The organism is Clostridium sp. CM037, assembly GCF_055081095.1.
In genome coordinates this window covers 2399422-2425591 of the sequence record NZ_CM143650.1, presented here as the reverse complement: position 1 = coordinate 2425591, position 26170 = coordinate 2399422, and the positions used below count along the sequence as shown (strand labels likewise).

Sequence of the window (26170 nt, the reverse complement as noted above, 5' to 3'; positions counted from 1 at the left end):
GATAAATATGGGTTTAATGGGTGAGTTGTTTTGTGCAGTTAACGAATATAACAGAGCATTTAAATACTATTCAAAAGCGGTTAACTTTAAGCCTAAGTCTAGTAGAACGCATTTAGCTTTAGGGATATTTTATTTTCGCACGAAAGAGTATAATAAAGCTATTGATAGTTTTAATACATCACTAAATTGTAAAAACAACAAAAGAAACAAGACAATAATATATGCTAGTTTAGGACTAACCTATATTAAACTAAAAGAGTATGATAAAGCTAGTGAAAACCTATCTAAATCATGGGATATAGAGCCAGAAAATTATTCAGCTTGTGTGGATAGGTTATAATTAGTTGTACAATAAATATTCGGACATGGTATAATATAAAAATATGAGAAAGAGAGAGTGGTTTATATCATGGGGAGAAATGGGAAAAATTATACTGAGGAATTTAAAAAACAACTAGTAGCACTTAGGAATAATGGTAAGGTTATTGCAGAAATATCAAGAGAATACGGGGTGGCTAAATCCACTATTAATAAATGGGTTGCAGATTATAGTAGTACTGGATCATTTAAAGCAAAAGATAATCGCAGCGATGCCGAAAATGAGTTGCTTAGATTGAAAAAAGAAAATGCTAGATTAGAGATGGAAAATGATATTTTAAAGCAAGCAGCGCTGATAATGGGACGAAAATAGAACTTATTTTAGCAAATAAGTATAAATACAGTATTAGCGCAATGTGCAGAGCACTAGGCATTCCAAGAGGGTTAGTTTACTATAAACGTAAAGAACGCAGGTTTAATTCAGAGTTAGAAAATGCAATTATAAAGATTTTCAAAGATAGTAAAAATAACTACGGTACAAGAAAAATAAAGGTTGAGCTATCCAAGATAGAAATTCAGGCATCAAGAGCTAAAATAGCATGCATAATGAAGAAATATGGACTAGTATCAAATTATACTATTAAACAGTTTAAAATACATAAATCTGGTTGTAACAATGATAAAGTTGACAACATCGTTAATAGAGATTTTCAAAATAGATCCAATCTAGATGTTGTTGTAAGTGACCTAACCTATGTAAATGTTGCTGGAAAATGGCACTACATATGCCTTCTTATAAATTTACATAATAGAGAGTTAATAAGTTACTCTGTGGGCAAGAATAAGGATGCTAAGCTTGTATATGAGGCCTTTATGAGGGCAGATTGTAATCTAAGCAACATAAATATATTCCATACAGACAGGGGCAACGAATTTAAAAATAAGATTATAGATGAGGTTTTAGAAACATTTAAGATCCAAAGGTCACTTAGTAAAAAAGGCTGTCCATACGATAATGCAGTTGCAGAAGCAACGTATAAAATAATAAAAACAGAATTTGCATATGATAGAGTATTTAGCAGTTTTGAAGAATTGGAACGAGAGTTATTTGATTACGTAAACTGGTATAATAACCATAGAATTCATGGTTCGTTAGACTATATGACACCAAAGGAATATAAGGTTAAGATGTCCGAATAAAGTTTGTACAAAAAAGTATTGACAATCCAGTGTAGGTTATGCTAATCTTCACGTGATGAAGCGAGATTCTTTACTAGCAAAAAATTATGCTTTAAAAGCCATAAAACAAAACGCTCATGAATATGGTTTATATAAAACATTGGCAGAAATAAATCTTATGGAGAATAACTACATAGATTTTTATAAAAATTTTAAAACATTTTTAGATAGAAAATTTTTTAATTTCGATTACGAATATATTAAAGATTCTATTTATGATAAAGTTAGAAATGAGGATGAATTTAAATCATTAATAGAAAAAAAAATGGAAAGCATAATTCTCTTTAATGACCTAAATTGTTTAATAGATGATGATAAACTTCTTTCTTATAAAAGATATAAAAAGCAAAAAAGTATTTATTATATAAAGATAGTATCAGTTGTGTTATTAATAATACTAGCAATATTATCAATAATAAAGCTATATAAAATGGGTAAAAGCTAAGAATGAGGTTATTTTAAAAGATGATATACTAATCACTTTTTATCATAACCTTTTTAATTTATAATTGTTGTTGCATATGTAACAGACTATTACTATGGTCCAAGGACTTAATATAGAAAATTTACAACATAAAATTGAAAGTGATAAAAGGTGATAAAAAATGAAGTTTGTTTTATTTATTTGTATAGCAGTAGTAGTTGAAATTTTTATAAAAATATACATGCATGTTACCTTTGTAAATAAATTAAAAAAGGCAGCAAATTTTTCAGATAAAGGTGAAAATATTAAAGCAATAGATATTTATTCAAATATTATTGACAGTCATGGTAAAGTAAAAAGGGCTAAAGGATATGTTTATAGAGGAAATTGTTATTTGAAAATGGGTAGATATATTGATGCTTTACACGATTTATCAGATTCTATTAGAGTTGTTCAAATACCAGATATAAATATGGTATTAATGGGTGATTTTTTTTGTGCAGTTAAAAAATATAGTATAGCCTTTAAATACTTTTCAAAAGCAGTTAAATTTAAGCCTAAGTCTAGTATGACGCATTTATCTTTGGGGTTGTTTTATTATCGGACGAAACAGTATGATAAGGCTATTGAAAGTTTTGATAGAGCACTTGAATATAGACATAACAAGAGCATTATATATGCTCACTTAGGATCAACATATATTAAACTAAAAGATTATGATAAAGCAGGTAGCAACCTGTTGGAATCATTGGAAATAAATCCTGGAAATTGTACTGCTTGTATAAGTTACGCTAATTTACTTAGGATAGAGGGAGATTTTTCACAAGCAAAAGAATATATCTTAAAAGGTATAAATACAAACGCTCATGAATATCGTTTGTATAAAATATTAGCAGAAATAAATCTTATAGAGGATAACTACATAGAGTTTTATGAAAATTTCAAAATATTTTTAGATAAAAAGCCTTTAAATTTTGATTACAAAGAAATTGAACATTCCATTTATGATAAAGTTAGAAATGAAGACAAATTTAAATCATTAATACAAGAAAAAATGAAAAATATAATTCTCTTTAATGACCTAAATTGTTTTATAGATGATGATAAACTTCTTTCTTATAAAAGATATAAAAAGCAAAGGCGGATTTATCATATAAGAAAAGTATTCCGTGTGTTATTAATAAGTCTATTTGCATTAATAATGTTATTAATAATTCTAATTGTATTTGTATTCCATTGTCTTACTGTGTAAATAATTTTGTGTGTTGTGGTCTTAATCATAAGCAAAAAACATCTGCTTAGATGTTTTTTTATTTACCGAAATTAAATGATAATATTAAAGGGTCTTTAAATTTTTTATAGAATTATAATAAACATTGAAATGTCGGAATTAATTAGGGATATTAAGAAAATAGGATTAGATATAGAGTAAATTAAAAAAAGAAAAGCTTTGTCTAGAGAAAATTTGCCTTGAATATAAAAATCCCCCCAATTATAGTTTTCTTATCCTACAATTGTGGGGATTTCGCAATGACCATTTTTAGGGGTTCAGTTCATAGGAAAGGTAGGTTGTCCAACTAATGTTAATATTTTCTATGAAAGTTTATCAGTATAAAGAAAGGTTTTAGACACTTGATTACCGTTCTCATATGTTATTCTAAATACATTTACTTTCTTTCCTACAATTTCATTAACAATATCATATTTTTTATTGTTAAGAATTGAATTTGAGTAGATACTAAATGTTACATTTTTGTTATGTACTGCAGATTCTATATATATAGGATAAGAAGTAGTATTTTTAAACCTATAATCGAGAGAGCCGTAGGCAACTGTAGCATCCAATCCTGCACCAATATAGCTAGAATGCATTGTATGCGGATATCTTTCTACAGATGTTAAATTAGTTCTAAGTACTGCATTATAAAGTGTAGTTGAAACTTGGCATACTCCACCACCTATGCCATCTACATATTTGTCGCCTATAATTTCTTTTGATGTTTTATAGCCTCGTTCAATAGTTCTATCGCCTACTATATCATTAAAACTAAAAATATCTCCTGGCATAAGTAGCTTCCCATTTATAGAATTAGAAGATACTCTAATATTTTCTGAACGATTTTCATTTGAATTTCTAAAGTTAGTCGTAACACTAGATATTTGAGCATTGATACATTTTAAATCATTTTCTTTAATTTTAGGTTCAACTTTTTTTAATTTAGATTCGATTACTAAATTTTGATCTTTTTCAATATTATTAACTTTGTTAATTATAGCTTTTTTTAAACTGGCAGAATCAACACTAAGACCATATTCATCTTCAGTTATAACTAATTGACCTGAATTGTTTCTGAAAATAGTTGCATCTATTGCATTTTTATTGTTGTCCTTAGCAATATCTTTAAGTAGGGTATCTAGAATGGCATAATTGTAGGTATATTTAACATCAAAAGTTCGCTTGCCAGGAGACGTTATAGCAAAATAGTTTTTAAATAAATTCTCTTTTCTACCAATATCGTAAGCTTTATTAATGACAACATTGTAATCATGTTTTATTCCAAGTTTTGATGTATGGACGGTATAGTGTTTGTCATTAAGATTTATTGTTATATCTTTTTTGGCAATAATATTATTACGATTTTTAATAATAGCATTTTTCGCTTCATCCTTAGTCATGCCACCTAAATTTATATCCTCCACCCATACCTCGGGATAGATCTTTAAGTCGTATTTTGATATAGTAGAATACATAATAATTAATTGGACTCCTATTAGAGACACAATTATTCCTACTATAATCAAGGTTGTTCTTAACCTTTTTTTTCTTTTTTTGCTTGCTTTTGACATAATATTTAAACTCATGTTTTTTGCACCTCTCCTTACAATTATTGTTTTTCGACTATAATCCGTATATTAATACATATTTTGTTGCAACTAAGTACATTATAACTGATTTTTGATAGAGAGTTATTACAAAGAAGTTACTTTTATTTTTAATTTTTTATTATATAGGAAACAGCTTGCGGAAACCGCTGTGGATAACATTCTAGCTAAAAAATAGATAGAAAAAATCAGATAAATATGAGATGATTAAATCATGAAAAAAAATAAGATTACTATAAAACAAATATTTGAAGATAATTATCCAGAGTTTTGGAAATTGAATAAAGAAAAGTATCCTGAAAAGATGAGAGAACATATGAATATCGAAGTAATGAAAATGATAGGATGTGGAGATATTTCATTAGGTTTTGTTGCGTATATATGCTTAAAATGTTTAGAAGTATTTAAAATAGGATTTACATGCAAAAGTAGATTTTGCAGTAAATGTGGGAAAAAGTACATAAGTGAATGGGTAGAAAAACAAGTAAACAAGATTTTAGATGTACCACATAGACATTGTGTGTTCACAATACCCGCTGAGTACAGAAAATATTTTTTCTGGAATAGAGAGAGTCTTAAAGACCTGCAAGACATGGTGTATGAGGTTATAAATGAGTTTGCAAATGGTGTAAACTATAAAAATAGAGAAGAATATCAAAAGAAGAAAAGGAGCAAAAAAGGAGGAGTACTTTGGCAAAGTGGAATGATTGGAGTAGTTCATGCATTTGGAAGGAATATAGGATTTAACCCTCATGTGCATGCATTGGTTCCAGAAATAAAAACAAGGAGTAACGAAGTTAAAGATATGTGCTTCTTCGACTATGAGTATTTTAGGAAGGTATGGCAGTACAAATTAATAAATTATATGATTAGTAAAAATCCAGAGAAAAAAACAGAGTACTTAAAAATGTTCAAAGATTATCCAGATGGATTTTATATAAATGCAAAATCAAGAATGAAAAGCGCAAGAGGTGCAGCAAGATATATCGGTAGATATTTAGCAAGGCCCGCGATAGCAGAATATAGAATACTTAGTTATGATGGGAAAAATGTAACGTTTTGGTATAAGAGTCATGAAACCAATGAAAGAGTAGAAGAAACAGTTACAGCGCAAGTATTTGTAGGTAGATTATTAATGCATATTACCCCTAAATATTTCAAGATGGTTAGACTATACGGAGTATATGCAGGCAGTATAAGTGTAAAAGTTCGGAAGTGTTTTGGTCTTTTGCAATACATAAAAAGTGGTCTTAAGGCAATTCAGTTCACACTAAAAATAAATTGGAAAAAGGAAACAAGAAAAATGACTTATAGAGAATTAATGATTATTAATTTTTCCAAAGATCCGAGAAAGTGTTTAAAATGCGGCCAGCTAATGGAATTGTGGCAAATATGGCATAGAAAGTATGGGTATATATATGATATGGGAACGTATTAAAAGAATTTTTAAAGGTAAAGTGAATGAGGATAGCATACCATTTCGACCACAAGAACGTGATAAAATGATACTTTTTAAATGTAAAAAATGTGGGTTTGAAGAAGAAGTGCCTGACTTTGTTGCGTTTGAATGTTATACGCCTGAAGAATATGACAAGAAAAGTGGTAGTCCTATTGTTTTGTGTATAGAATGTGGTTCAGATATGATAATTAAGAGGTGATGCCACACTATTTGTGGAGCATCACTTTAATACTCGACCGTAGGGAGATTTTGTTCTTCATTCTACTATTTATAGTTATACTGATGTATATTAGTAGTTGATAGTTATTTTTAATATAAAATTAGTTGTAAAGATGAAAGTATTACTAATTAATGGAAGTCCTAAGGCTAAAGGATGTGCTTATGCGGCTTTATGTAAAGTAAATAATGAAAGGGTGTTTTTGATGATTTATTCTTTAGAAAATTCAACAATTAAAATAACGGCTAGCGCTCATGGTGCTGAACTACATTCAATAACTGCAAAAAAAGAAGGAACAGAGTATCTGTGGAATGGAGACCCAAACTATTGGAAATATCATTCACCAATTTTATTTCAAATAGTCGGAAAGTTAGTTGATTCAAAATATAAAATTGATGAAAAGCTATATGAATTGCCATCTCATGGATTAGGTAGGATATCAGATTTTAGATTTATATCACAAACTAATGATTCAATTACTTTTGAACTAAAATATTCTGAGGATACTATAAAAAGATATCCATATAAATTTTCTTTACTTATTAATTACACAATTGAAAAGAATACAGTTAAAGTAACGTATAATGTTATAAATTTAGATAATAAGGATATATCATTTTCAATTGGTGCACATCCTGCATTTATGTGTCCTATTGAAAAAAATGAAAAATTAGAAGATTATTACCTTGAATTTAATAAGAAAGAAACAAGTGATATTATGGAATTAACTAAAGATGCTTATTTTTCACATAAGAGAAAAGAATGTTTGAAGGATACTGATATCATGATACTATCAAAAGAGTTATTTAAAGATGATGCTTTAGTATTTGATGATTTGAAATCTGATAAAATAACTATAAAATCAAAAAATCATGAAAAGTCAGTATCAGTAGAATTTAAGGGATTCCCTTACATGGGAATATGGTCACCAAAAGGCAGAGCACCATTTTTATGCATAGAACCTTGGTTTGGACATGCAGATTATGAAGATTTTACTGGTGAATTTAAAGATAAAGAGGGCTCGATTTCATTAACTATTGGAGAAGAGTTTACATATAGTTATAAGATTTCTATTGTAGAATAATACATGCTAATAAATGCATAGGTTGTTACAAGAAAAAAATAAGCCCACACAAGGGCTTGTCTTTTTGATTATATTGTACCATTATTTTATATTAAAATTTCCTAAAATTTGTTTTTTTACATTTAGGACAGGGAGGTAAAGTATCGGTATTATCATCTAATACTACCTTTTGACCGCAAATTTTACAAACATATTTACCATTTCCAGGTTTTTCACCAGTTGAGTATGCTGCCATAAACAATTCACCTCTTTTTTTTTATTAAATTATTGTTAATATAATTTTAGCATAGTAGAATTATTTTAACAATGCTAGAAAAGGAAGTAGCAATAGCTTTAATTTATACGGATGCAACTTTACCATTTTCTCTAAGTTTAGCCCAGGTAACAAGTAACAATATCAATATTATTGCAGAAATACCTGATAATATGAAACAAGTGTCAGCACCGTATTTTTCAGCCACAAACCCTGAAAGAAGACTTCCAAGAGGGGTGAATCCAGCAAATACAAGTGAATATACACTCATAACTCGTCCTCTGTATTCATCCTTAGAATTTAGTTGTAACATGGAATTTGCGGTGGTGGAAAAAAACATATTAAATATTCCTGTTACAGCTAAACTTAAGGCAGTAAAATAATATAAATTGCTTATGCCTGTAAAAATTAACATTATGCCAATTCCAATAGAGCTACCAATCATAAGAATTTTATTTGGACCATTTTTACTTTTGAAAGACATGAGAAGTGCTCCAATGAGAGAACCTGCTCCAAGTGAAGATAGTAAAATTCCATAGGTTTTTTCCTGCATATGTAGTACGGTTTTCGTAAATACAGGTATTAGAACGTTGTAGTTAAAAACAAATATTCCCATAATACTAATTAATATCAAGGTTTCGAGTAATATAGATTTGCTTTTTATATATTTAAGGCCATCCAATATTTCTTTAAGCATGCCTTTTTCAGAAGTTTTCTTTCTAACATAATTGATTGCTTCAATATGAACCAGACCATAGATAACTGCCATAAAGCTAAAACCATTTAATAAAAAACACCATCCTGCTCCGAGATATCCCATAAGTAGAGCTCCAATAGCCGGTCCAATAATTCTTGCTAAATTAAAAGTGGCTGAGTTTAAAGCAATGGCATTCATTAAATCGTCTTTTCCTACTATTTCAACATTAAAGGCTTGCCTAGTTGGCATATCTAAAGTATTACAAAATCCAAGACATAAAGCCAAAGCGATTAAATGTTCATACTTTAACGTATTTGTAAATACTAATGCAGACAATATAAAAGCTAATATCATCGATACGCTCTGAGTGAAAATCAGTATTTTTTTCTTTGGAAACTTATCAGTTAGTACCCCAGCAAACAATGAGAAAAAGGTTATGGGTAAAAACTGCATTGCTCCGACAAGTCCAAGTAAAAATGGAGATCCTGTTAGAGAAAGTACTAGCCAGGATTGCCCTATATTTTGTGTCCAGGTACCTATTAAAGAAAGACACTGACCCATCCAAAAATATCTATAATTTTATGTGTAAGAGCATGAAAGTTACTGTTGATAATCCTTTTAGTAGTAAACGTTATGTTTGTTTTTATCATCTCCTAATGAACTGCATCATTGTTAAAATAATCATGTGTGTAAGTTGTGGCATTTTCTCCCATTCTTTCGAGTAGTGCTAAGGAGGTTTTCTTTTCATCTTCACTAAATCCTGAGAATAAAATATCCATCCAATCCATCATGGCTTTTCTAACCATAGGTTTTAGTTCCAATGCTTTCTCAGTAAGATAAACATTATATGCTCTTTTATCTTTTGCATCTATTTTTCTAATGATATACTCATCATCTTCTAGCTTTTTTATAGCCTTTGCTGTGGTACCCTTATCAATTTTAAGGTAATCTGATAATTGTTCCTGACGTACTCCATCTTTTTTATATAATGCATTTAAAAATGTATACTGACCTTTACTTATATTATATTGCTTAAGTTGCCTTCCCACGTATACATGACCATGTCTATGCAAAAGAGAAATCCACCTTCCTAATGAGTTCTTATTTTCATTCATTGTCGTATTCCTCCTAAATTAGTTGCAATTCCTACTAATTATATAATAGAGCAATATAGTTGTGAATGCAACTATATTTTATAATAGTACTGTAGTATGATTTAATTAAAGCGTTTTAAAATTTAAGGGCAACCTCTAGTTGACAAAAATGTTATGTTTAATTGGTAGCAATATGGTGTTTTATTAGTAGACTTATGTAGGGGTGATTAAAAATGAGTTTTCAGGAACAATTGCAAATTCTTAGAAAAGAAAAAGGATTATCGCAAGAAAAATCAGCTGAAATGCTAGGTATATCAAGACAGGCAGTTGCAAAGTGGGAAGTTGGAAATTCATATCCTGACATTGCAAGACTAATTGCATTAAGTGATTTCTTTAAAGTGAGTATTGATAAACTAGTTAATGATTATGAAGAAAATTGCCGTTTATGTATAGAAGAGAATAAAGTTGCTTCTATAAATGAAAAAATAATAGAATTTTTATGTACAGCAAAGAGATCTACATATGCAGGAACGGGTGCCGAGATCCAATCTTCAAGACCTAATTCACATGATTTAGAGTATGTAGAAGGAAATCTAAAATATATTGATACCTATTTAGGGGAGGGCAATTCGCAGGAGAAGAGGCTTTATGGAAGGATGATATTCCATTTTGGTCAATGAATTATACAGGCAGAATTATAGAGGAAGGATTTTCAGGAAACTTTTTAAAAGAAGCCTTGAGCTTAGTACCAAAAGAAAATCCATATCGTGGACCTATGGTATATCAAAATGGACAATATAAATATCATTGCATTGTTAATGGTGAATTTAAATGGTTTCAAGGATATGAGGAAATTTATTTTGATGATAGGTCGGTATATGAGTGCTTTTTTCATGGTGGAACTATTAAATAATAGATTAATACTAATATAGGAGCTACTAAACTGCTTAAAAAATCTAAATAATTTCAAACAAAAGTGAACATATTTAGTTGTTCATGCAGTGAACGTTGCTTTCAAGCTTAAGTGAGTGTAGCATCTGAAAAGATTGTAGCACGATGAACTACGTGAAATGACAGGTTAAAGACGTACCTTTAGATGTACTTCAGATCCATTTGTTTTTCATTTTGGTACTAGAGGAACAGGTATGATTTTAGCACCAGGAATGGTATTTACGATTGAACCAATGATAAATGGCGGAAGTCATAAAATATATATAGATGAAGATAATGGATGGACAGCGCTTACAGCTGATGGATCTCTTTCATCACAATGGGAGCATACACTTCTTGTAACTGAGGATGGTATAGAGATAATATCTAAATAAATAATAATCAAATCATCTCCTGCGGAGCTGCAATATTAACATTAGCAGAACATGGTGGTTATTAAAAAAGCTCTGATTTTCTTAAGAAAATCAGAGCTTTTTAGGAGAATCTAGGTAGAATATGATTACCAGTTAAATCATCACCTGCGGTGCTGTAATATCAACGACTTCAGAAGGAGATTTATACTCCCACTAAAGTTTTTTCTTTATTATAGTCCGTAACCCCATCTTATAGAAGAGGGAGACTCTCCCTCTGAAATTTCGTTAAATATCGCGTTTCTCAAAAACTAAATAACCTGCAGCGCAGAATATAACAGAATATATAGCGGATACGCCAATAGCAAATGCAAGTGTTGTACCAACGACGAATGATCCGTTAACAATAAAGTAAGTAAAATCAGACAATCCAAAAGGAAGATATTTACCCCAGCTGAAATAGGATGAGAATATTTGCACCATAGAACTACCAGCCAAAAGCAAGAATAAAGAGCATCCGGTTGCAATTGAGCGGGAACGAGATATTATTGAAAGTGCAAAAGCTACTAATACATACACAAGCACAGTAAGAAAATTAAGGCCATAAATAATAATTGTTTTCAGTGCGGCAGGTATATATATTATTTTGGTACTCGTCCACATCATTTCCTTAGTTCCCATGCCGTTGAAGCCGAAGTATATACCCAACAATATAAAGTTTAACAAAAATGTTGTTACTAAAAGTACAAGACCATAAAGTAATGTAACAATTAGTTTTGCAGTAAGAATTTCAAACCGTTTATATGGGCGTGATATCATCATTTTTATTGTACCCTCAGAAAATTCACCTGCAACTAAGGCTGAACATGATATTATTAAAAGAAGTGAAATAATTAAACTGTATGGAACGTATATATCAAACTTTGTGATTCTTGTCCAAATGCTGTCTTTGGATTCTGGCTTGATATTGTTAATAATGCTATATTCATCTTCAGCTATGCTTTTTTCCATATTCCCTATGCTTGGTGACGTTTTATCTGTTTTTTCAATTTGCGTTAGAGCAGCTTTTTTTACAGGAAGATTTATCAGTAAGTCCTGCTTCCAATTTTCGGAAACTTTTGTAGTGGTTGAAATATTATGAGATACATTGTAATATTTACAAATACCCGTTGCAGCTATTACAATTACAATCATTATGAGTAACATTACTTTTGTAGAAAGTCTTTTCCAAAGTTTTGTATTTTCTAGTGAAATAAGTGTAAAAAAATTCCCCATGTTATTTTTCCTCCCCTGTAAGCTTCATAAATACATCTTCAAGTGATTGAATCACTTGTCTGTCCATAGCGAAAATAGCTATGCCTGCAGAAGTTAATGTTGTAACTACTTCTGGAACACGATTTTTGGTTGTTTCAATATGTAATCCACCTTCCAAGATGCTGTTACTTATATTAACGCTTGTTAGAAGTGAAGCTGCCTTTTCATTATTATCAGATTCTAATATCAGAACAGTTTTTCACCATTTTGCGACATGTTAAGGAGTTCTTCAATAATTTTACCGTTATAATTTTCCCCTTATTAATTATACCAACACGGTCACACATCTGTTGCATTTCACCTAGTATATGACTAGATACAAGCACCGTAAGACCAGTTTCTGATGAAAGCTTTCGAAGTAGCTCACGCAGATCTTTAATTCCAGCTGGGTCAAGACCATTTGTAGGCTCATCAAGTATAAGAAGTTTTGGACTGTGAAGTAATGCCTGGGCAATACCTAGACGCTGCTTCATACCCAGAGAGTAAGTTTTCACCTTATCATTTATTGCCCTTTCGAGATCTGCAATTTTCACAACTTCATTGATTCGAATCTCATCTACATCTTTATATATTTTAGCGAATATTTTAAGATTATCCAGTCCAGACATATAATTATACATATCCGGATTTTCAACTATGCACCCAATGTTACGCATTGCACCTTTGAAATCCTCGTTTACGGAGCATCCACCTACATAGATATTTCCCTCAGTAATTTTGGATAATCCTACAATCATCTTAATAGTAGTGGATTTTCCAGCTCCATTAGGTCCTAGAAAACCGAATATTTCTCCTTTTTTAAGTTCAATGGAAATATCTGAAACGATTGTACGTTTGCCAATCACTTTTTTTAGTTTTTCGATTTTTAATACTTCATCAGCCATAATATGCCCCCTGAATTTTTTTTCTCATCACTATAACCATAGTATACTCCACGAGCTGCTAACACTCCATGTCGATCCACTTACAAATAAAAAAGTTATCTTACTGTTTTGTAAGAAAAGCCATATTTACAGTTATTAGTTAAGAAAGTAAAAAGGGGGGAGTGATCTGGGATCATCAATATGTTGCTTAATTGATGAAATAAAAAGTGAAATTTAATTATCACAAAATAATTAATTACACACAAGTGTTACAATTTTGCTTGACCATGTCAAGGGGAGCAATGGTAGTTCGATTTTGGAAAATAGTCAGTCACAACTAAGGACACTCGAAAGGGTGTCTTTTCTTTTACATTAAAATACGGGTGTTACATAATGGCAGACAAACCTCTACCAATTTTCGCTATAATTGGTGGAGAAAGGAGGGACATTATGACACAATTGGATGAAATATCACAAAAAATTGAAAAATACAGAGCTTTATTGCATCAGTTAATGGATGAAAAAGAAATCTTAACTGATCCCAAATTAGTAGTACTTAGTCAAGAGTTAGATGAACTACTAAATGAATACGATAAGCTATTAGATTAAATTTAATAGCTTATCGTATCAAACCAATTAAGGAGCCTAAGGGCTCCTTTTCATATTAAACCCAGTGACAAGTATATGAATAAATCGTAATATATGGTGATATTTTAACGATGGCCTAGTTAAGATTCCTTCAAGAAATATATCCCATGAAAATGTGATACATAGTAACAAAATATCAAGCAAAAATGAAAGCGTAAAAGTGGAACTTTCAGATATTCATTTATAATTTTGAGGTAGTCGGGTGAAATATTTGTTGAATAAATACTATTGTAAGATTTCATTAATAATTTGAATATTTTTCTTTAACCTTTCTTATGTATTATAGAATTAAGGAAAGGATGTGCTTATATGTGGCTTAAAAAGTTGAAAAAGAAAAAACTCCAATGTTTTTTAATAGGAGTGTTATTATTTTTATCCTCTTTAATATTTACAAGTAGTTTGTCCATGTTAACCTCTATTCAAGGGTATGTTAATAAATTTTACTCTAATGATAAATTTTACGATATAGTTTGTTATAACGCTTATGAAAGTGCTACAAATGATGTACTTAAGTGGGGCGAAAGTAATTCAGAGGTTAAGGATGTTAACGCTATTGAGGCTTTCATATCTGGAAACGACCTTTATCACAAAGGTGAAAATTTAAAGATTTCAATGTATGACGTTGTTCCCATAGAAGATAGAAAAAATCTTCCATTTGGTTTAAATAAGGGTAGTTCATCAAGCAATGACAGTTGTCCTAAAGAAGGTGAAGTGTGGATTACTAAGATGCTCGCAGAAAATAATAATATTCACCTTGGAGATAGCTTAACATTTAAAACAAAATCTAAAGATGTCACTTTAAAGGTTTCTTCCTTAATTAATGACTCTCTTCAACCCTCTTCTCTTGTAGGTGCAATTAATTTATATACTAATAAGAATAGTGCAAAGGATTTTTCATCTTTTAGGAAAACATCATTAATATTTATAGATGTTAAAAGTGGGACGAATGTAGCTAATGTAGAAAAGGATTTGACAGCTACTGTAAAAGTTGGTGGATTTATTGTTGATAGTGAAATGTTAATGTTAAGCGCCACTTCGGCTCCTTCTATGATAGGTGGTGTAGCAACTTTAGCTTCAATTTTAGTGTTTATTGTTTCAGTGTTTCTTATGAGATTTATTATATGGAATAATATTTTAAAAGAATATAAATCTATTGGAATATACAAAGCTCTTGGTTTTTCTAAAAGAGAAATCCTTAGATTCTATATTACAGGTTACTCAACAATTGCTTTTATTGGAAGTACACTTGGAGCTTTGTGTAGCATTCCTATATTAAATTACACCGCCGCTAAAGTTTTAAAGTATATTGGTGATTTCCAAGTTGTTAGTATTAATGTTTCTGTTATTTTGGCTACAATAATTATATTTACATTAGTAGTAATTATTAATTTGTATTTTGTAATTAGAAAAACTAATAAAATCACCCCTGTAGAAGCGATTAGAACTGGTGTTACTTCTTCAAGAAAAAAGTTAACAAAATCGCTTATTAAAAATAATATATCTCCATTAGCCTTAGCAATAAACGATATTTTCAAATATAAAAAAGTTACCGCATTTATCACTTTAACATTAACCTTATCATTAACCTTAGTATTGCTCTTTGGTAATTTAAATGTGACTATATCAAAGATGAAGGAAAATGCTGCTATTTGGTTTGGAACACCTAAAAGTGAAGTAACAATCAGTGCTCCACTAGCTGGTAGCCCAGCAGGAGTTTTAAAGGAGATTTTGAATGAGGTAAAGAAAGACAATAGGATTAAAAATTATGTTTATGGATCTATGATTCTATCAGGTGTAGTAGAACTTGATACTAAAAAATATCCCATAAAGAGTACAGTGTACGATGTGTTTGTTATGAATTCCTATAAGAGCTCTTTAGGGTTTACTATCATTGAGGGGCATAATCCTGAAAATTCTAAAGAAGTATCTGTTTCTTTAAAAATACTAAAAGATGCAGGATTATCTATAGGAGACTATATAGAACTATCAATAAACAATAAAAAAACATCCTATTTAATAACAGGGTCTTATAATTCAATGCAGGGCGATGGATATGGTATAAGAATATTAAATTCTGTGATAGAAAAGGAGATTCCTGAATTTATAGGTAGTGAAATTTTTGTGAACCTTAAAGCTGGTACTGATATAGAAGGGTTTAAGAAAGAAATTAATAATAGATATCCTAATTTAGATGCCAGTGATATTCACCCATCAATTAAAACCGCAATAGCCCCTATTCCTGGAATGTTACTCCCTATTACCAATTTATTAATTGTGGTATTTATAGTATTTTGTTCAATAACGATATTAAACATTATCATAATGAATATTAGGGATAATAGAAGAAACTTTGGAATAATGAAGGCACTAGGATTTACATCTAAAGAAATAAGAAACAGATATCTATATAGGATATTAACATTAACATTATTTAGCACCATGATAACTATCATATTTAATTTAACGCTAGCAAGACCTATGATCGCTGCAGCAGTTAGTAAATTAGATGTGTTAATAATATCTCCAGTAACAATGTTACTACTAATAATCATTATGGTTATTTTAATATTAGTAACAACACTTATATGCTGCAACTCTATAAAAAATACTAAGCCTACTGAATTAATGGAGGAGTGATTTGATGAAAAAATCAGTTATAAAAGCTAATAACCTTTGCAAATCCTTTGTCACAGGTAAAACTGCGCTTAATGTGATAAAAAATTTAAGTTTAGACATCTATGAAGGGGACTTTACTGTAATTATGGGAAGCTCAGGCTCTGGTAAATCTACATTATTATATACTTTAAGTGGTATGGACTCACTTACTAGTGGCAGTGTTAATCTCTTAGGCAATGATATTAGTTCAATGAAGGAGGAGGAACTTTCATCAATTAGAAAGAAAGATATATCCTTTGTATTTCAAAGTATAAATTTACTGCCGGACATAACGGTTTTTGAAAACATAGCTTATTGTGGTTATGGAGTAAATAAAAATAAAAAAGAAGTCAATGAGAAGACCTTAAAGCTTCTTGAAACCCTTAGTATAAAAGATGCTAAGGAAAAATATCCATCGGAAATTTCTGGTGGTATGCAGCAAAGGGCAGCAGTGGCAAGATCTATAATCACTTCTCCTAAAATACTATTTGGGGACGAGCCCACAGGAGCACTTAACTCCACTGCGGGAGAAGAGGTTCTAGACATATTATCGGACTTAAATAATAATGGTCAAACAGTAGTTATGGTTACTCATGATTTAAAGGCCGCTGCTCGTGCTTCCAGATTAGTATATCTAAAGGATGGTAGAATAGACGGCGAACTTGAGTTAGATAAGTTCTCTAAAGCAGATCATGAAAATAGAGAGGTCTTAATATTTGAATTTTTGAAAGAAAGAGGGTGGTAAACTCTCTTTTTTATATTTTTATGGTAAAATGTAATTATAAAGCATTTGGAGGGTAATTATGGCAAATGAAAAAATTCTTATCATTGAAGATGATATCGATATTAGAAATATATTAAAAGATTATTTAAAGAGTGAAGGGTTTATAGTTGATTATTGTGATAATGGAGGAAATGCACTTTCTGTTTTTAATTCTTTTAATCCGGATATTATTGTTTTAGATATAATGCTTCCCGAGGTGGATGGCATCGAAATCTGCAGAATCATTAGGAGTTCCTCTCTAATACCTATAATAATGCTTTCTGCTAAAAGTGGAGATATTGATAAGATATTATCCCTCGGAGTTGGCGCTGACGATTATATAACTAAACGTGCGACACGTTGCAATATTAAAAATATTGCCTAGATAGCAAATCTATCTAAGAACTAATAACTTGAAAAGTCAAATGAGAGGGTAACGCCTCGAAGGGCTTTCTCTGATACTCCGAATAGCATCTTTACTAAGAAGAGTGAAGTTGTTATAAGCTCGGTGAAGTCGGCTGAGAGTACACCCTAATGACTTCGTAAGAAGTTATGGAAAAGCGAACCAGAGGTGGTCGAGTGTATGATAGGTCGGGAGTCCATAAAATACCTATGGTAAGAATGTCTAAATATAAGAGACTGACAAAGTTCCGAATGTAAGGTTCTAAATGATGAGGGGGTAGAAATACTTCAACTACCTAAGTTGTAGTGTCTGTGAGGATGAGTAAGATTGTTTGGTATGAAAATCCTTATACTGTTACAGGCAGTATGTTACAGACAGGACTAGAGGAGCTACCTAAGGGTATATGTAAGGATAAAGTTATTGGAACGTGGTAAGCTGGTAACATGGAGGACTTATTTTCTATGAAGTGGTAGCAAGGAAAGACGATAGTTATAACTTGCTTTAATATCAGTGAAAGTAGTGGCACAGTACCGTTGAAGTTAACGAAAGTTAGTGGAGGGACAGCCACAAGTTAATATTTAAGAAAAGATATATTACGTAAGTCCATTAGGTTCGAGTAAGACTAAGAGAAGCATAAACCTTAAACCAAGAATTTAAAGGAATGAATGCTGACTAATGACAACAAGACAGATGAAGTATAAGAAAAATCAGAAACTAAGAAATAATGAGTATTATAATACTCAAGCAATACAAGATAATTTATATAAGCTTAGTAAAGAGGGAAAAGAATTTAAAAATCTAGTACCACTAATACTGAAAAAAGAGAACATTTTATTAGCCTACAGAAATATTAAAAAGAATAAAGGGAGTAAAACACCAGGAATAAATTCAAACACAATTATAGATATAGCTAAAAAAGACATTGAAACTATAATTGAGTATGTTAGAAACAGATTAGAACAGTTTACACCACATAAAGTAAGGCGAAAAGAAATTCCAAAGCTAGGCGGAGGAATAAGACCTCTAGGTATTCCAACTATAGAAGATAGGCATCTGCAACAATGTATAAAACAAGTATTAGAGCCTATATGCGAAGCAAAGTTCTATACTCACAGTTATGGTTTTAGACCAAATAGAAGTACGAAACACGCCATAGCTAGATGTATGTTTCTTACTAACAGAGCTGGGTTACATTATGCAGTTGATATTGATATAAAGGGTTTCTTTGATAACGTAGACCATAATAAATTATTAAAGCAATTATGGTCACTTGGGATAAAAGATAAAGAACTTCTTAAATTAATATCTAAAATCCTTAAAGCTGAAATAGATGGCATAGGAATTCCTAACAAAGGTACTCCGCAAGGAGGGGTAATTTCACCGTTACTTTCTAATGTGGTATTAAATGAACTAGACTGGTGGATGTGTAATCAATGGGAGTATTTTCAGACCTATTATAGATACTCAGATAATAGCAATAAAATACGTGCATTGAAGAATACCAACTTAAAGGAAATGTATATCGTTAGATACGCAGATGACTTTAAAATTTTCTGTAGAAATGCTAAAACTGCACAAAAGGTATTTGTGGCAGTAAAGCAATGGCTTAAAGAAAGACTTAACCTAGATATTAGTCCTGAAAAATCAAAGGTTGTGAATTTAAGAAAGAACTACTCTGATTTTCTAGGATTTAAATTAAAAGTTAGGGTTAATAGAAACAAAAGAATTGCTAAAACTCATGTTAGTGACAAAGCAAGTGCTAGAATAATAAAAACATTTAAAAAAATGGTTAAAGACATAAGAAAAAACCCCTCTGGCCAAGCAGTAAATAAATTAAATAGTAAAATACTAGGGTGGCATAACTATTACAATGTAGCAACAAATGTTAGCTTAGATTTTAGTGAAATATCTTTCTTAGTTAAAAAGAACCTATATAATGGCACAAGAAGTATACGAGGTAGTCCAAATATAATAAGTAAAGCCTATAAAAAAAATTATAGTAGATATAACTGTAAAACAATAACTATTGCAGGGATAACAATCTTTCCCTTACATGGAGTTAAGCTTAAGTATGCAAAGAATTTTTCACCCAAAACATGCAATTACACTGAAGAAGGTAGAAGTATAATCCATGAAAAGCTGAAAAAAGACCATGGCGAAGCCATTAAGTTCTTGATGGATAACAATGTAATCAATGAAACCCTAGAATATAACGATAATAGAATATCCTTATATATAGGGCAGAATGGGAAATGTGGAGTGTCGGGAGCAACATTAAAGAAAATTAGTATGGTTGCTCATCGTAGAATTCCTAAAAACAAAGGTGGAAAAGACAACTACAATAACTTAACATATGTAAATAGATACGTTCATGAGCTAATTCATGAAGAAAAAGAAGAGGCAATAGAAAGACTTAAAAATAAGATAAAGCTTGATAGCATAGGTTTGGTTAAAATTAATATACTTCGTAAACTTGTTGGAAATTACGTGATATAAATAAGTAATAAATATTGATGGAACGCAGTGTGCGGTGAAAGTCGCAAGCACTGTGTGGAGGAGGGGAAAAGGCGGAGATAACTTCAAAGTCTTACCTATTCCTATCTTTTTCCCCCATGGAGATAATAGCTAGAATAAAAGCTCATCTTAGGCGATATAAAACCTTTTCAATTCCATTAAAAGATGATTATCCTTCAAAGAAGTATGCTTCTGAAATAAAAGAGTTTGGTAAGTTAGCGGTAGATAGTAAAAGCTATAAAGTAACCTTTATGAAGAAAGAGATTCACTTAACCTCCAGGGAATTTGAAATAGTAGATTTTTTATCTGATTATCCATGTCAAGTATTCTCTAAGCAGCAGCTTTATGATAATGTTTGGGGAGTAAGCGACTTTGGAGATTTAAATACAGTTGCTGTTTATGTAAACCGAATTCGCGAGAAATTTTCTTTGAAAAATATTAATTTTATTAAAACTGTTTGGGGAGTTGGCTACAAATGGGAGGAAGCAATAGATGAATAGGCAAAGCATAGCTTTGAAAGTAAAAGTTTTCGTTTTATCTGTAATTGTATTAGTAGCATTTGTAATTATTTATTCAACAAATCTTATATATAATAAAAACAGCTTTTATCCTACAGTTAATAAGGGAAGACTTTTAACAAGTTCCATAAAAATAAGTGTAGAAGAAACATTAGTAAGTAATAATTCTAAATTTCCTTTGAAAACTGATTTCCCTTATGCTGTTATAGATTTAAATGGAAAGGTCTTGTACTCTTCTATAAGTATTTATGAAAAAGATGCTGTATCTAATTTAAATGAATTTATGGAGTACGATAATAAAGCTTCTTTAGCCCAGCCGGGATTAATTAAATATACTACTCCACTAATTATAAATAGTACTCAAGTTGGTACAGCAATTTTTTTAATTCCTAAGGAGGACTTTTTATCTACTTCACCCAAGCTAGTTACATTTATAGATGTACTACCTATTATCATCGCTTTATCTGAAATAGTTATACTGATAATCCTCACTTATATTTTATTGAAAAAGGATATTTTATTGCCTTTAGATTCTCTTCATGAAAGTGCGCGAAGAATTTTAAACGGTGATTTCACATATGAGATTCATTATGACTATGATACAGAAATGGGTCTTTTTTGCCACGATTTTGAAGCTATGAGAGATGAACTTAAATTTTCAAAGGAAAAAGAAATATCAATAAAGGTAAGTGAAAAGGAGCTTTTAGCTTGCTTATCTCATGATATTAAAACCCCTCTAACTGCCATTCACGGATATGTGTCAGGTATTAAGGATGGTATTGTTAAAGATAAGGCAGGTATTGAAAAATATTGTACAATAATATTAAATAGAGTGAAAATGTTATCTAAGCTTCTAGAGGATATACTAGAGCATTCAAAGGCAGAGCTTAATAAAATGGACATATCATTAGTTGAGTTCTATTGTGGTGATTTTTTTAAGGATATATTAGAAGATTTATCTGTAGAGATAACTAGCAAGGAAATTAATTTTATTTTCCCTGATAAAATACCTAACCTTTTGTTAAATGGTGATAAGAAAAGACTTTCTCAAGTAATGTACAATTTAGTTTCAAATAGTATTAAGTATTCAAGAGAAGATGGAGCCATCTCAATATATTTTGAAAACACTGGTAGGTATCTTAATGTATACATAAAAGACACCGGAATAGGGATATCCTCAGCTGATATTCCTTATATATTTAGTAAATTCTACAGAGCCGAGAAATGCAGAAATCAAAATATTCCCGGCTCCGGTCTTGGTCTCTCCATTTCTAAATATATTGTTGAGGCGCATGGTGGCTTTATAAATTGCATTGAATCTTCATTAAATGGGACTATTATTTGCTTTGGAATACCAATATAAGTGGTATTAATACATGAATCTTAAAACATTTGTAAAAATCACTTAAGAAATCAGACGAATTAGGCGAATTGCGTCTATAATGCGAAGGAGAATTAAAATGGAATTTTTAAAAGCAGTTGAAGCAGATGTTAACAGTATAATGAATATTATTAAGCAAGCACAAGATTACTTTAGGAAACATGGGATTAATCAATGGCAGGATAATTATCCTAACGTTGAAGTGGTAATGAATGATATTAGCAATAAAAATGGATACGTCTTGCTAAAGGATAACAACGTAGTTGGTACTGTAGCAGTTACTTTTGACGAAGAAAAAAACTATGGATCTATTTATAATGGTGAATGGGCCAGTAATGATAAATATGCAGTTATTCATAGAGTGGCTGTTGATTCTAATTATAAGGGAATAGGATTATCATCTGTAATTATCAAAAATATAGAGAAAATTTGTTTGAATAAGGGTGTATACAGTATCAGAATAGATACACATAAAGAAAACATATCTATGCAGAAGTTGCTTTCGAAAAGCGGGTTTCAGTATTGTGGCATAATTTATTTAGATGACAAAAGTAAAAGAATTGCTTTTGAGAAAAGAATATACGATATTACAAGTCTATAACAAAAAGTTTCTTTGAATTTAAAGGTAAAGATTATCATGGTTGGTTATAGTTTTATTTGTTTTATTGATATGCCATACCGGTACAACATTATGACTTAACTATACTTAGAAGCATTCAATTGCTTCTTTTGCTTTTCCATCCATTATCTGAATAAAAGGGCTGACTTTTAATGACATAATTAAACATCTCCTTTGTAAATTTTTATAAGGATTAATATAATTCAAATTTAGTCTCTACAAAAGCAAATATCCTTATTCATTGCTCTATTTATTATTATATATTATAATGGTGACAAACTATGTCATAGTTATTTTTGGGAGGTATATATGTCTAAAGCAAAAAGATTAAATGAAATGATTATGATGGTCAATCGAAAGAAGAGATTTACGGTTCGGGAATTAGCACAAGAATTTGGGGTTTCTAAAAGAACCATTTTGAGAGATTTGCAAGAATTGGGCGAAATGGGTGTACCATTGTATTCAGAAGTAGGTCCACATGGGGGCTATCAAGTCTTAAATGAACGAATTCTTCCTGCCATCACATTTACTGATGATGAGGCTATATCTATATTCTTTGCTATTCATGCATTAAGATATTATATTTCTCTCCCATTTGACAGTGAGTATGAATCAATAAAAAAGAAATTTTATTTAAATCTTTCTGGAGATATTAGAGATACGATAGATAGAATAAAAGACCGTGTTGATTTTTTGTCAGTACATCAACAAGAGGAAATTCCATTTTTAAGACAATTATTAGATGCAACAATAAAGCAAGATGTTATTATAATTAACTATGTGACAAATGAGAAAACCAGCAATAGAAGTATTCAACCAATTGGTATTTATGCAAATGAAGGAATGTGGTATTGTCCATCTTATTGCTTTTTAACTGAAGATTATCGAGTCTTTAGGTGTGACCGTATAAAGTCTGTAAAACTTGATGAAAAAACCGATACTATCGACATGTCTAATATTAATTTAAAGAACCGTTTTTCAATCCTTAATGATACTAAAGAAACATTTGAATTATATGTGGAGTTAACTAATAAAGGTGTAGAAAAATATCAATCTGCAAAATGGCCAAATATTGAGTTGAATAAACAAGAAGATGGTTCAGGATTTTTGAATGGGAATATCTCAAAACATGATATTGATTTTTTTTCTGATTACTTTATTACATATAGTAAACATGCAATTATCAAAAAACCTTTTGAGTTAATTGCATGCATAAAAGGGAAACTAAATATAATTTTAAATCAGTATACTTAATTTAAATATGAATTATTTAATCAAATTTCCATCTATAATGACCGTGTATAGGAGATGTAAAGTAATAGAGTTTCAGTATACTAGCATGAGGTTTGGTGTTATGAATGACATAAGGAATACCATTTTTATCTCTTTTATTAGAAATAATACCAATATGTTCATACCCCTTAGTAAATACCACAATATCACCAGGTTGCCATTCTTTTAAATTTTCAGCATTCCTAGATTTAACTTCGGTGGTTAAACTTAGAGCGTGCCTACTAAAAAATATATCTTGATTGGGCACTCGTCTGAAATCAATATTAGGGTCTGGCTTTTCATCTACTCTAGGATAAAGTTTAATATTGCTTTTTATGTCCTCATCAATAAGGTCTTTTAAATTAATGTTAGCAGTTTTAAAACCTCGCCAAATTACGTCGGTACATACCCCTTCTTTTTCAGGTGGATAGCCACCATTATAATAATTACTTATATATTTTGTTTTATTAAGAACTTCATTATTAGCACCATTAACTATATCTAATGCATCTGCTACTCCGTTTTTATTGTTATCAATTTTTGGAAAATTTTCAGATACTATAAATTTGGGTTTAAAGATGCTAAAAACATATTCATTAATGATGGATTTAAAAGGTGAATATATATAAGCACAAGTTAATATTAAAAAAATCATTATTAAAATTACAACAAATTTTTTTTTCACTTTGTCACCACCCCATCTAGTTTACAATTATGCCATTAAAAATATCTTTAAAGAAAAAAAGATTTAAAAATTCTTAGCCCATAATTATCTATCAAAAATAAATGAATTTATTACTGCTAAATACTCCTGAACAAAACAAGTAGGCACCAGAATTGGATGAAGTGGGGCAGGATACCCATATACTTTTAATCCCTGCCTTTCTGCTAAGAACTTAGCTCTAAACATATGGAAATTATTTGTAACAATAGTTACTTCTATATTTTCTTTTTTATCTAATCCTTTTAAAAGCGCTGCTGTAAATTTAAAGTTTTCTAAAGTATCGGTTGACTTTTCCTCCTGTATTATCTGTTCTTTTGCCACTCCATGCTTTATTAAAAATCTTTTCATAGCCGCTGCTTCCGTAATAGTTTCACCAGGACCTATTCCACCTGAAACCACTACCTTAACATTAGGATTTAATTTAATATATTCTAAACTGGCATAAAGCCTTTGATAAAGTGCCGTTGAAGGAACTTCTCCTCTAATACCAGCCCCTAAAATAACTAGATAATCTGTTTTTTCTCTATGCTTTGATATAGCTGATTGAATTATGCACCCTTCAATAAATACAAAAGAAGCTAGTCCCATAAAAAAGCATATTTTTATCGCTGTTCTAATCTTTCCTGGTTTTATTAAAATATATTCCCGTTTACTTTTCCGTTTAATTAATCCTAGTGATATTAATAATACTCCGAGGCCTAGATAAAATTCTGCAAAAGTTACTCTCCCGCCAAATATTATAGTTCCTATAAAATAGACTTCACATAATACACCTAAAACTACATAAATATTGCCCTTATTTTCCATAATATCTCCTAGCCTGCTGTGTGCAGATAACACTTTTATTTATATAATATCATAATTTTTTATATAAATGGTGTATTGGTTATAACAATGTTACTCTGAAACTTAATTAGTATGAAAAACATCAAGAACTATTGACAAAATAGGGTAAACGTTTTAAGATAAAACTATACCAAATGTATATACTTTAGGGAGAAATATAATATGAAAATAACACAAGAAGCAGATTACGCTCTTAGAGTAGTAATTTACTTATGCAAATTAGGCTATGGTGAAAAGATAGAGGCAAAAGTAATTTCAGAAAAAGAGGGTATACCGCTAAGATTTCTTTTAAAACTTTTAGGAAAGCTTATACAAGCAAATATTCTAAAATCTTACAGGGGAGTCAAGGGAGGCTATGCTATAAACAAATTGCCAGAACAAATAACATTAAAAGGTGTTATAGAAGCAATAGACGGTCCAATATGTGTTAATAGATGCGTAATTGAACCAAGCTTTTGTAATTTGAATAGAAGTGGTGAATGCATTGTGCATAGAGCTATGACAAAAGTACAAAAGAATTTAAATGCGGAATTAGAAAGTATAAATTTTAAACAACTAGTAGAGGGAGAAGTTTAGGTATGCAATAAAGATTAGTTATGCATGCCTAATCTTACTGATAAATTATATAAAAAAACAAATATAAATTTAATAGTAACATGTATACCAAAAGGGACCTGCTCA

At 30.4% G+C, this 26170-nt stretch carries 26 protein-coding genes and 2 pseudogenes; 19 read left to right on the top strand and 9 right to left on the bottom strand.

Going from position 1 to position 26170, the window contains the following annotated elements:
• Nucleotides 1–7: 7 nt before the first annotated feature.
• The 4 genes from ACWJKP_RS11850 (at nucleotide 8) to ACWJKP_RS11835 (ending at nucleotide 3233) form a co-directional block, all read left to right on the top strand.
• The gene (locus ACWJKP_RS11850; protein WP_462961186.1) at nucleotides 8–340 is read left to right on the top strand and encodes a tetratricopeptide repeat protein; all 333 of its coding nucleotides are present in this window, start codon (nucleotides 8–10) and stop codon (nucleotides 338–340) included.
• Nucleotides 341–409: 69 nt separating this feature from the next.
• Nucleotides 410–1518, top strand: a protein-coding gene (locus ACWJKP_RS11845; protein ID WP_165415076.1) for an IS3 family transposase whose coding sequence is annotated in 2 segments (ribosomal slippage) — nucleotides 410–656 and nucleotides 656–1518 — 1110 coding nt in all. Because the reading frame shifts where the segments join, the coding sequence is not laid out codon by codon here.
• 52 nt (nucleotides 1519–1570) lie between these two features.
• Nucleotides 1571–2002, top strand: coding sequence for a hypothetical protein (locus tag ACWJKP_RS11840; protein ID WP_462961185.1), 432 nt, complete (start codon nucleotides 1571–1573; stop codon nucleotides 2000–2002).
• Nucleotides 2003–2162: 160 nt separating this feature from the next.
• On the top strand, nucleotides 2163–3233 hold the full coding sequence (locus ACWJKP_RS11835; protein WP_165414984.1) for a tetratricopeptide repeat protein: 1071 nt from the start codon (nucleotides 2163–2165) through the stop codon (nucleotides 3231–3233).
• Nucleotides 3234–3574: 341 nt separating this feature from the next.
• Here ACWJKP_RS11835 and ACWJKP_RS11830 read toward each other — a convergent pair whose 3' ends face one another.
• Entirely contained in the window at nucleotides 3575–4843 is a 1269-nt protein-coding gene (locus tag ACWJKP_RS11830; protein WP_165414983.1) for a VanW family protein, read from the bottom strand.
• 235 nt (nucleotides 4844–5078) lie between these two features.
• Between ACWJKP_RS11830 and ACWJKP_RS11825 the strand changes: the two genes are divergently transcribed.
• The 3 genes from ACWJKP_RS11825 to ACWJKP_RS11815 all read left to right on the top strand — a co-directional run bounded on the left by ACWJKP_RS11825 (nucleotide 5079) and on the right by ACWJKP_RS11815 (nucleotide 7624).
• Complete coding sequence (locus ACWJKP_RS11825) at nucleotides 5079–6302, top strand: IS91 family transposase (protein ID WP_224578775.1); 1224 nt, start codon at nucleotides 5079–5081, stop codon at nucleotides 6300–6302.
• Nucleotides 6283–6522 carry a hypothetical protein gene (locus ACWJKP_RS11820; RefSeq protein WP_165415064.1) on the top strand — a complete coding sequence of 80 codons (240 nt, stop codon included), beginning with the start codon at nucleotides 6283–6285 and terminating at the stop codon, nucleotides 6520–6522. The genes ACWJKP_RS11825 and ACWJKP_RS11820 overlap by 20 nt, the downstream gene beginning before the upstream one ends.
• 223 nt (nucleotides 6523–6745) lie before the next feature.
• Nucleotides 6746–7624, top strand: coding sequence for an aldose 1-epimerase family protein (locus ACWJKP_RS11815; RefSeq protein WP_165414714.1), 879 nt, complete (start codon nucleotides 6746–6748; stop codon nucleotides 7622–7624).
• A gap of 91 nt (nucleotides 7625–7715) precedes the next feature.
• Here ACWJKP_RS11815 and ACWJKP_RS11810 read toward each other — a convergent pair whose 3' ends face one another.
• The 3 genes from ACWJKP_RS11810 to ACWJKP_RS11800 all read right to left on the bottom strand — a co-directional run bounded on the left by ACWJKP_RS11810 (nucleotide 7716) and on the right by ACWJKP_RS11800 (nucleotide 9689).
• Nucleotides 7716–7859 carry a zinc ribbon-containing protein gene (locus tag ACWJKP_RS11810; RefSeq protein WP_165414705.1) on the bottom strand — a complete coding sequence of 48 codons (144 nt, stop codon included), beginning with the start codon at nucleotides 7857–7859 and terminating at the stop codon, nucleotides 7716–7718.
• Between the two features lie 103 nt (nucleotides 7860–7962).
• Nucleotides 7963–9135, bottom strand: a complete 1173-nt coding sequence (locus ACWJKP_RS11805; protein ID WP_165414706.1) for an MFS transporter — start codon at nucleotides 9133–9135, stop codon at nucleotides 7963–7965.
• Nucleotides 9136–9227: 92 nt separating this feature from the next.
• Nucleotides 9228–9689 carry a MarR family winged helix-turn-helix transcriptional regulator gene (locus ACWJKP_RS11800; RefSeq protein WP_165414707.1) on the bottom strand — a complete coding sequence of 154 codons (462 nt, stop codon included), beginning with the start codon at nucleotides 9687–9689 and terminating at the stop codon, nucleotides 9228–9230.
• Nucleotides 9690–9901: 212 nt separating this feature from the next.
• On the opposite strand from ACWJKP_RS11800, the pseudogene ACWJKP_RS11795 reads away from it, so the two are divergent.
• Together ACWJKP_RS11795 and ACWJKP_RS11790 are read left to right on the top strand one after the other, a co-directional pair.
• Nucleotides 9902–10581, top strand: a pseudogene (locus ACWJKP_RS11795) (DUF5680 domain-containing protein).
• 193 nt (nucleotides 10582–10774) lie between these two features.
• Nucleotides 10775–10993 (top strand): annotated as a pseudogene (locus ACWJKP_RS11790) (M24 family metallopeptidase); the annotation flags it as partial.
• 264 nt (nucleotides 10994–11257) lie between these two features.
• On the opposite strand, the gene ACWJKP_RS11785 reads toward ACWJKP_RS11790, so the two are convergent.
• Genes ACWJKP_RS11785 through ACWJKP_RS11775 form a run of 3 tightly spaced genes read right to left on the bottom strand, consistent with a single transcriptional unit; the run spans nucleotide 11258 to nucleotide 13167 of the window.
• A complete protein-coding gene (locus ACWJKP_RS11785) occupies nucleotides 11258–12244 on the bottom strand; it encodes an ABC transporter permease subunit (protein WP_165414708.1) in 987 nt (328 codons plus the stop codon).
• A 1-nt stretch (nucleotide 12245) separates the two neighbouring features.
• Complete coding sequence (locus ACWJKP_RS11780; RefSeq protein WP_165414709.1) at nucleotides 12246–12401, bottom strand: hypothetical protein; 156 nt, start codon at nucleotides 12399–12401, stop codon at nucleotides 12246–12248.
• A 55-nt stretch (nucleotides 12402–12456) separates the two neighbouring features.
• Nucleotides 12457–13167, bottom strand: a complete 711-nt coding sequence (locus ACWJKP_RS11775) for an ABC transporter ATP-binding protein (protein ID WP_165414710.1) — start codon at nucleotides 13165–13167, stop codon at nucleotides 12457–12459.
• Between the two features lie 429 nt (nucleotides 13168–13596).
• On the opposite strand from ACWJKP_RS11775, the gene ACWJKP_RS11770 reads away from it, so the two are divergent.
• The 9 genes from ACWJKP_RS11770 (at nucleotide 13597) to ACWJKP_RS11730 (ending at nucleotide 23901) form a co-directional block, all read left to right on the top strand.
• Complete coding sequence (locus ACWJKP_RS11770) at nucleotides 13597–13755, top strand: aspartyl-phosphate phosphatase Spo0E family protein (protein WP_165414711.1); 159 nt, start codon at nucleotides 13597–13599, stop codon at nucleotides 13753–13755.
• A 348-nt stretch (nucleotides 13756–14103) separates the two neighbouring features.
• Nucleotides 14104–16431 carry an ABC transporter permease gene (locus ACWJKP_RS11765; RefSeq protein WP_165414712.1) on the top strand — a complete coding sequence of 776 codons (2328 nt, stop codon included), beginning with the start codon at nucleotides 14104–14106 and terminating at the stop codon, nucleotides 16429–16431.
• 4 nt (nucleotides 16432–16435) lie between these two features.
• On the top strand, nucleotides 16436–17194 hold the full coding sequence (locus tag ACWJKP_RS11760) for an ABC transporter ATP-binding protein (protein ID WP_165414713.1): 759 nt from the start codon (nucleotides 16436–16438) through the stop codon (nucleotides 17192–17194).
• 58 nt (nucleotides 17195–17252) lie between these two features.
• A complete protein-coding gene (locus tag ACWJKP_RS11755) occupies nucleotides 17253–17597 on the top strand; it encodes a response regulator (protein WP_224578915.1) in 345 nt (114 codons plus the stop codon).
• A 693-nt stretch (nucleotides 17598–18290) separates the two neighbouring features.
• A complete protein-coding gene (gene ltrA / locus ACWJKP_RS11750) occupies nucleotides 18291–20111 on the top strand; it encodes a group II intron reverse transcriptase/maturase (RefSeq protein ID WP_224578720.1) in 1821 nt (606 codons plus the stop codon).
• Between the two features lie 116 nt (nucleotides 20112–20227).
• Nucleotides 20228–20629 carry a winged helix-turn-helix domain-containing protein gene (locus ACWJKP_RS11745; RefSeq protein ID WP_224578916.1) on the top strand — a complete coding sequence of 134 codons (402 nt, stop codon included), beginning with the start codon at nucleotides 20228–20230 and terminating at the stop codon, nucleotides 20627–20629.
• The gene (locus ACWJKP_RS11740; RefSeq protein WP_165414754.1) at nucleotides 20622–22010 is read left to right on the top strand and encodes a HAMP domain-containing sensor histidine kinase; all 1389 of its coding nucleotides are present in this window, start codon (nucleotides 20622–20624) and stop codon (nucleotides 22008–22010) included. The genes ACWJKP_RS11745 and ACWJKP_RS11740 overlap by 8 nt, the downstream gene beginning before the upstream one ends.
• A gap of 97 nt (nucleotides 22011–22107) precedes the next feature.
• Nucleotides 22108–22629, top strand: coding sequence for a GNAT family N-acetyltransferase (locus ACWJKP_RS11735; RefSeq protein ID WP_165414755.1), 522 nt, complete (start codon nucleotides 22108–22110; stop codon nucleotides 22627–22629).
• Between the two features lie 327 nt (nucleotides 22630–22956).
• Nucleotides 22957–23901, top strand: coding sequence for a helix-turn-helix transcriptional regulator (locus tag ACWJKP_RS11730; RefSeq protein WP_165414756.1), 945 nt, complete (start codon nucleotides 22957–22959; stop codon nucleotides 23899–23901).
• Nucleotides 23902–23917: 16 nt separating this feature from the next.
• Here the strand turns inward: ACWJKP_RS11730 and ACWJKP_RS11725 are convergent, their stop codons facing one another.
• Both ACWJKP_RS11725 and ACWJKP_RS11720 read right to left on the bottom strand, forming a co-directional pair.
• Nucleotides 23918–24604, bottom strand: a complete 687-nt coding sequence (locus ACWJKP_RS11725) for a DUF1287 domain-containing protein (protein ID WP_224578917.1) — start codon at nucleotides 24602–24604, stop codon at nucleotides 23918–23920.
• 84 nt (nucleotides 24605–24688) lie between these two features.
• Nucleotides 24689–25450, bottom strand: coding sequence for a YdcF family protein (locus tag ACWJKP_RS11720; RefSeq protein ID WP_165414757.1), 762 nt, complete (start codon nucleotides 25448–25450; stop codon nucleotides 24689–24691).
• Nucleotides 25451–25651: 201 nt separating this feature from the next.
• On the opposite strand from ACWJKP_RS11720, the gene ACWJKP_RS11715 reads away from it, so the two are divergent.
• Nucleotides 25652–26065: an RrF2 family transcriptional regulator gene (locus ACWJKP_RS11715; RefSeq protein ID WP_165414758.1), complete on the top strand. Its 414-nt coding sequence runs from the start codon at nucleotides 25652–25654 to the stop codon at nucleotides 26063–26065.
• Nucleotides 26066–26170 lie beyond the last annotated feature (105 nt).

Bases quoted from the DNA above. Each gene is read 5' to 3' on its own strand.
- ACWJKP_RS11850 (WP_462961186.1), top strand. From the start codon at position 8: ATGGGTTTAATGGGTGAGTTGTTTTGTGCAGTTAACGAATATAACAGA.
- ACWJKP_RS11835 (WP_165414984.1), top strand. From the start codon at position 2,163: ATGAAGTTTGTTTTATTTATTTGTATAGCAGTAGTAGTTGAAATTTTT.
- ACWJKP_RS11830 (WP_165414983.1), bottom strand. From the start codon at position 4,843: ATGAGTTTAAATATTATGTCAAAAGCAAGCAAAAAAAGAAAAAAAAGG.
- ACWJKP_RS11825 (WP_224578775.1), top strand. From the start codon at position 5,079: ATGAAAAAAAATAAGATTACTATAAAACAAATATTTGAAGATAATTAT.
- ACWJKP_RS11820 (WP_165415064.1), top strand. From the start codon at position 6,283: ATGATATGGGAACGTATTAAAAGAATTTTTAAAGGTAAAGTGAATGAG.
- ACWJKP_RS11815 (WP_165414714.1), top strand. From the start codon at position 6,746: ATGATTTATTCTTTAGAAAATTCAACAATTAAAATAACGGCTAGCGCT.
- ACWJKP_RS11810 (WP_165414705.1), bottom strand. From the start codon at position 7,859: ATGGCAGCATACTCAACTGGTGAAAAACCTGGAAATGGTAAATATGTT.
- ACWJKP_RS11805 (WP_165414706.1), bottom strand. From the start codon at position 9,135: ATGGGTCAGTGTCTTTCTTTAATAGGTACCTGGACACAAAATATAGGG.
- ACWJKP_RS11800 (WP_165414707.1), bottom strand. From the start codon at position 9,689: ATGAATGAAAATAAGAACTCATTAGGAAGGTGGATTTCTCTTTTGCAT.
- ACWJKP_RS11785 (WP_165414708.1), bottom strand. From the start codon at position 12,244: ATGGGGAATTTTTTTACACTTATTTCACTAGAAAATACAAAACTTTGG.
- ACWJKP_RS11775 (WP_165414710.1), bottom strand. From the start codon at position 13,167: ATGGCTGATGAAGTATTAAAAATCGAAAAACTAAAAAAAGTGATTGGC.
- ACWJKP_RS11770 (WP_165414711.1), top strand. From the start codon at position 13,597: ATGACACAATTGGATGAAATATCACAAAAAATTGAAAAATACAGAGCT.
- ACWJKP_RS11765 (WP_165414712.1), top strand. From the start codon at position 14,104: ATGTGGCTTAAAAAGTTGAAAAAGAAAAAACTCCAATGTTTTTTAATA.
- ACWJKP_RS11760 (WP_165414713.1), top strand. From the start codon at position 16,436: ATGAAAAAATCAGTTATAAAAGCTAATAACCTTTGCAAATCCTTTGTC.
- ACWJKP_RS11755 (WP_224578915.1), top strand. From the start codon at position 17,253: ATGGCAAATGAAAAAATTCTTATCATTGAAGATGATATCGATATTAGA.
- ltrA (WP_224578720.1), top strand. From the start codon at position 18,291: ATGACAACAAGACAGATGAAGTATAAGAAAAATCAGAAACTAAGAAAT.
- ACWJKP_RS11745 (WP_224578916.1), top strand. From the start codon at position 20,228: ATGGAGATAATAGCTAGAATAAAAGCTCATCTTAGGCGATATAAAACC.
- ACWJKP_RS11740 (WP_165414754.1), top strand. From the start codon at position 20,622: ATGAATAGGCAAAGCATAGCTTTGAAAGTAAAAGTTTTCGTTTTATCT.
- ACWJKP_RS11735 (WP_165414755.1), top strand. From the start codon at position 22,108: ATGGAATTTTTAAAAGCAGTTGAAGCAGATGTTAACAGTATAATGAAT.
- ACWJKP_RS11730 (WP_165414756.1), top strand. From the start codon at position 22,957: ATGTCTAAAGCAAAAAGATTAAATGAAATGATTATGATGGTCAATCGA.
- ACWJKP_RS11720 (WP_165414757.1), bottom strand. From the start codon at position 25,450: ATGGAAAATAAGGGCAATATTTATGTAGTTTTAGGTGTATTATGTGAA.
- ACWJKP_RS11715 (WP_165414758.1), top strand. From the start codon at position 25,652: ATGAAAATAACACAAGAAGCAGATTACGCTCTTAGAGTAGTAATTTAC.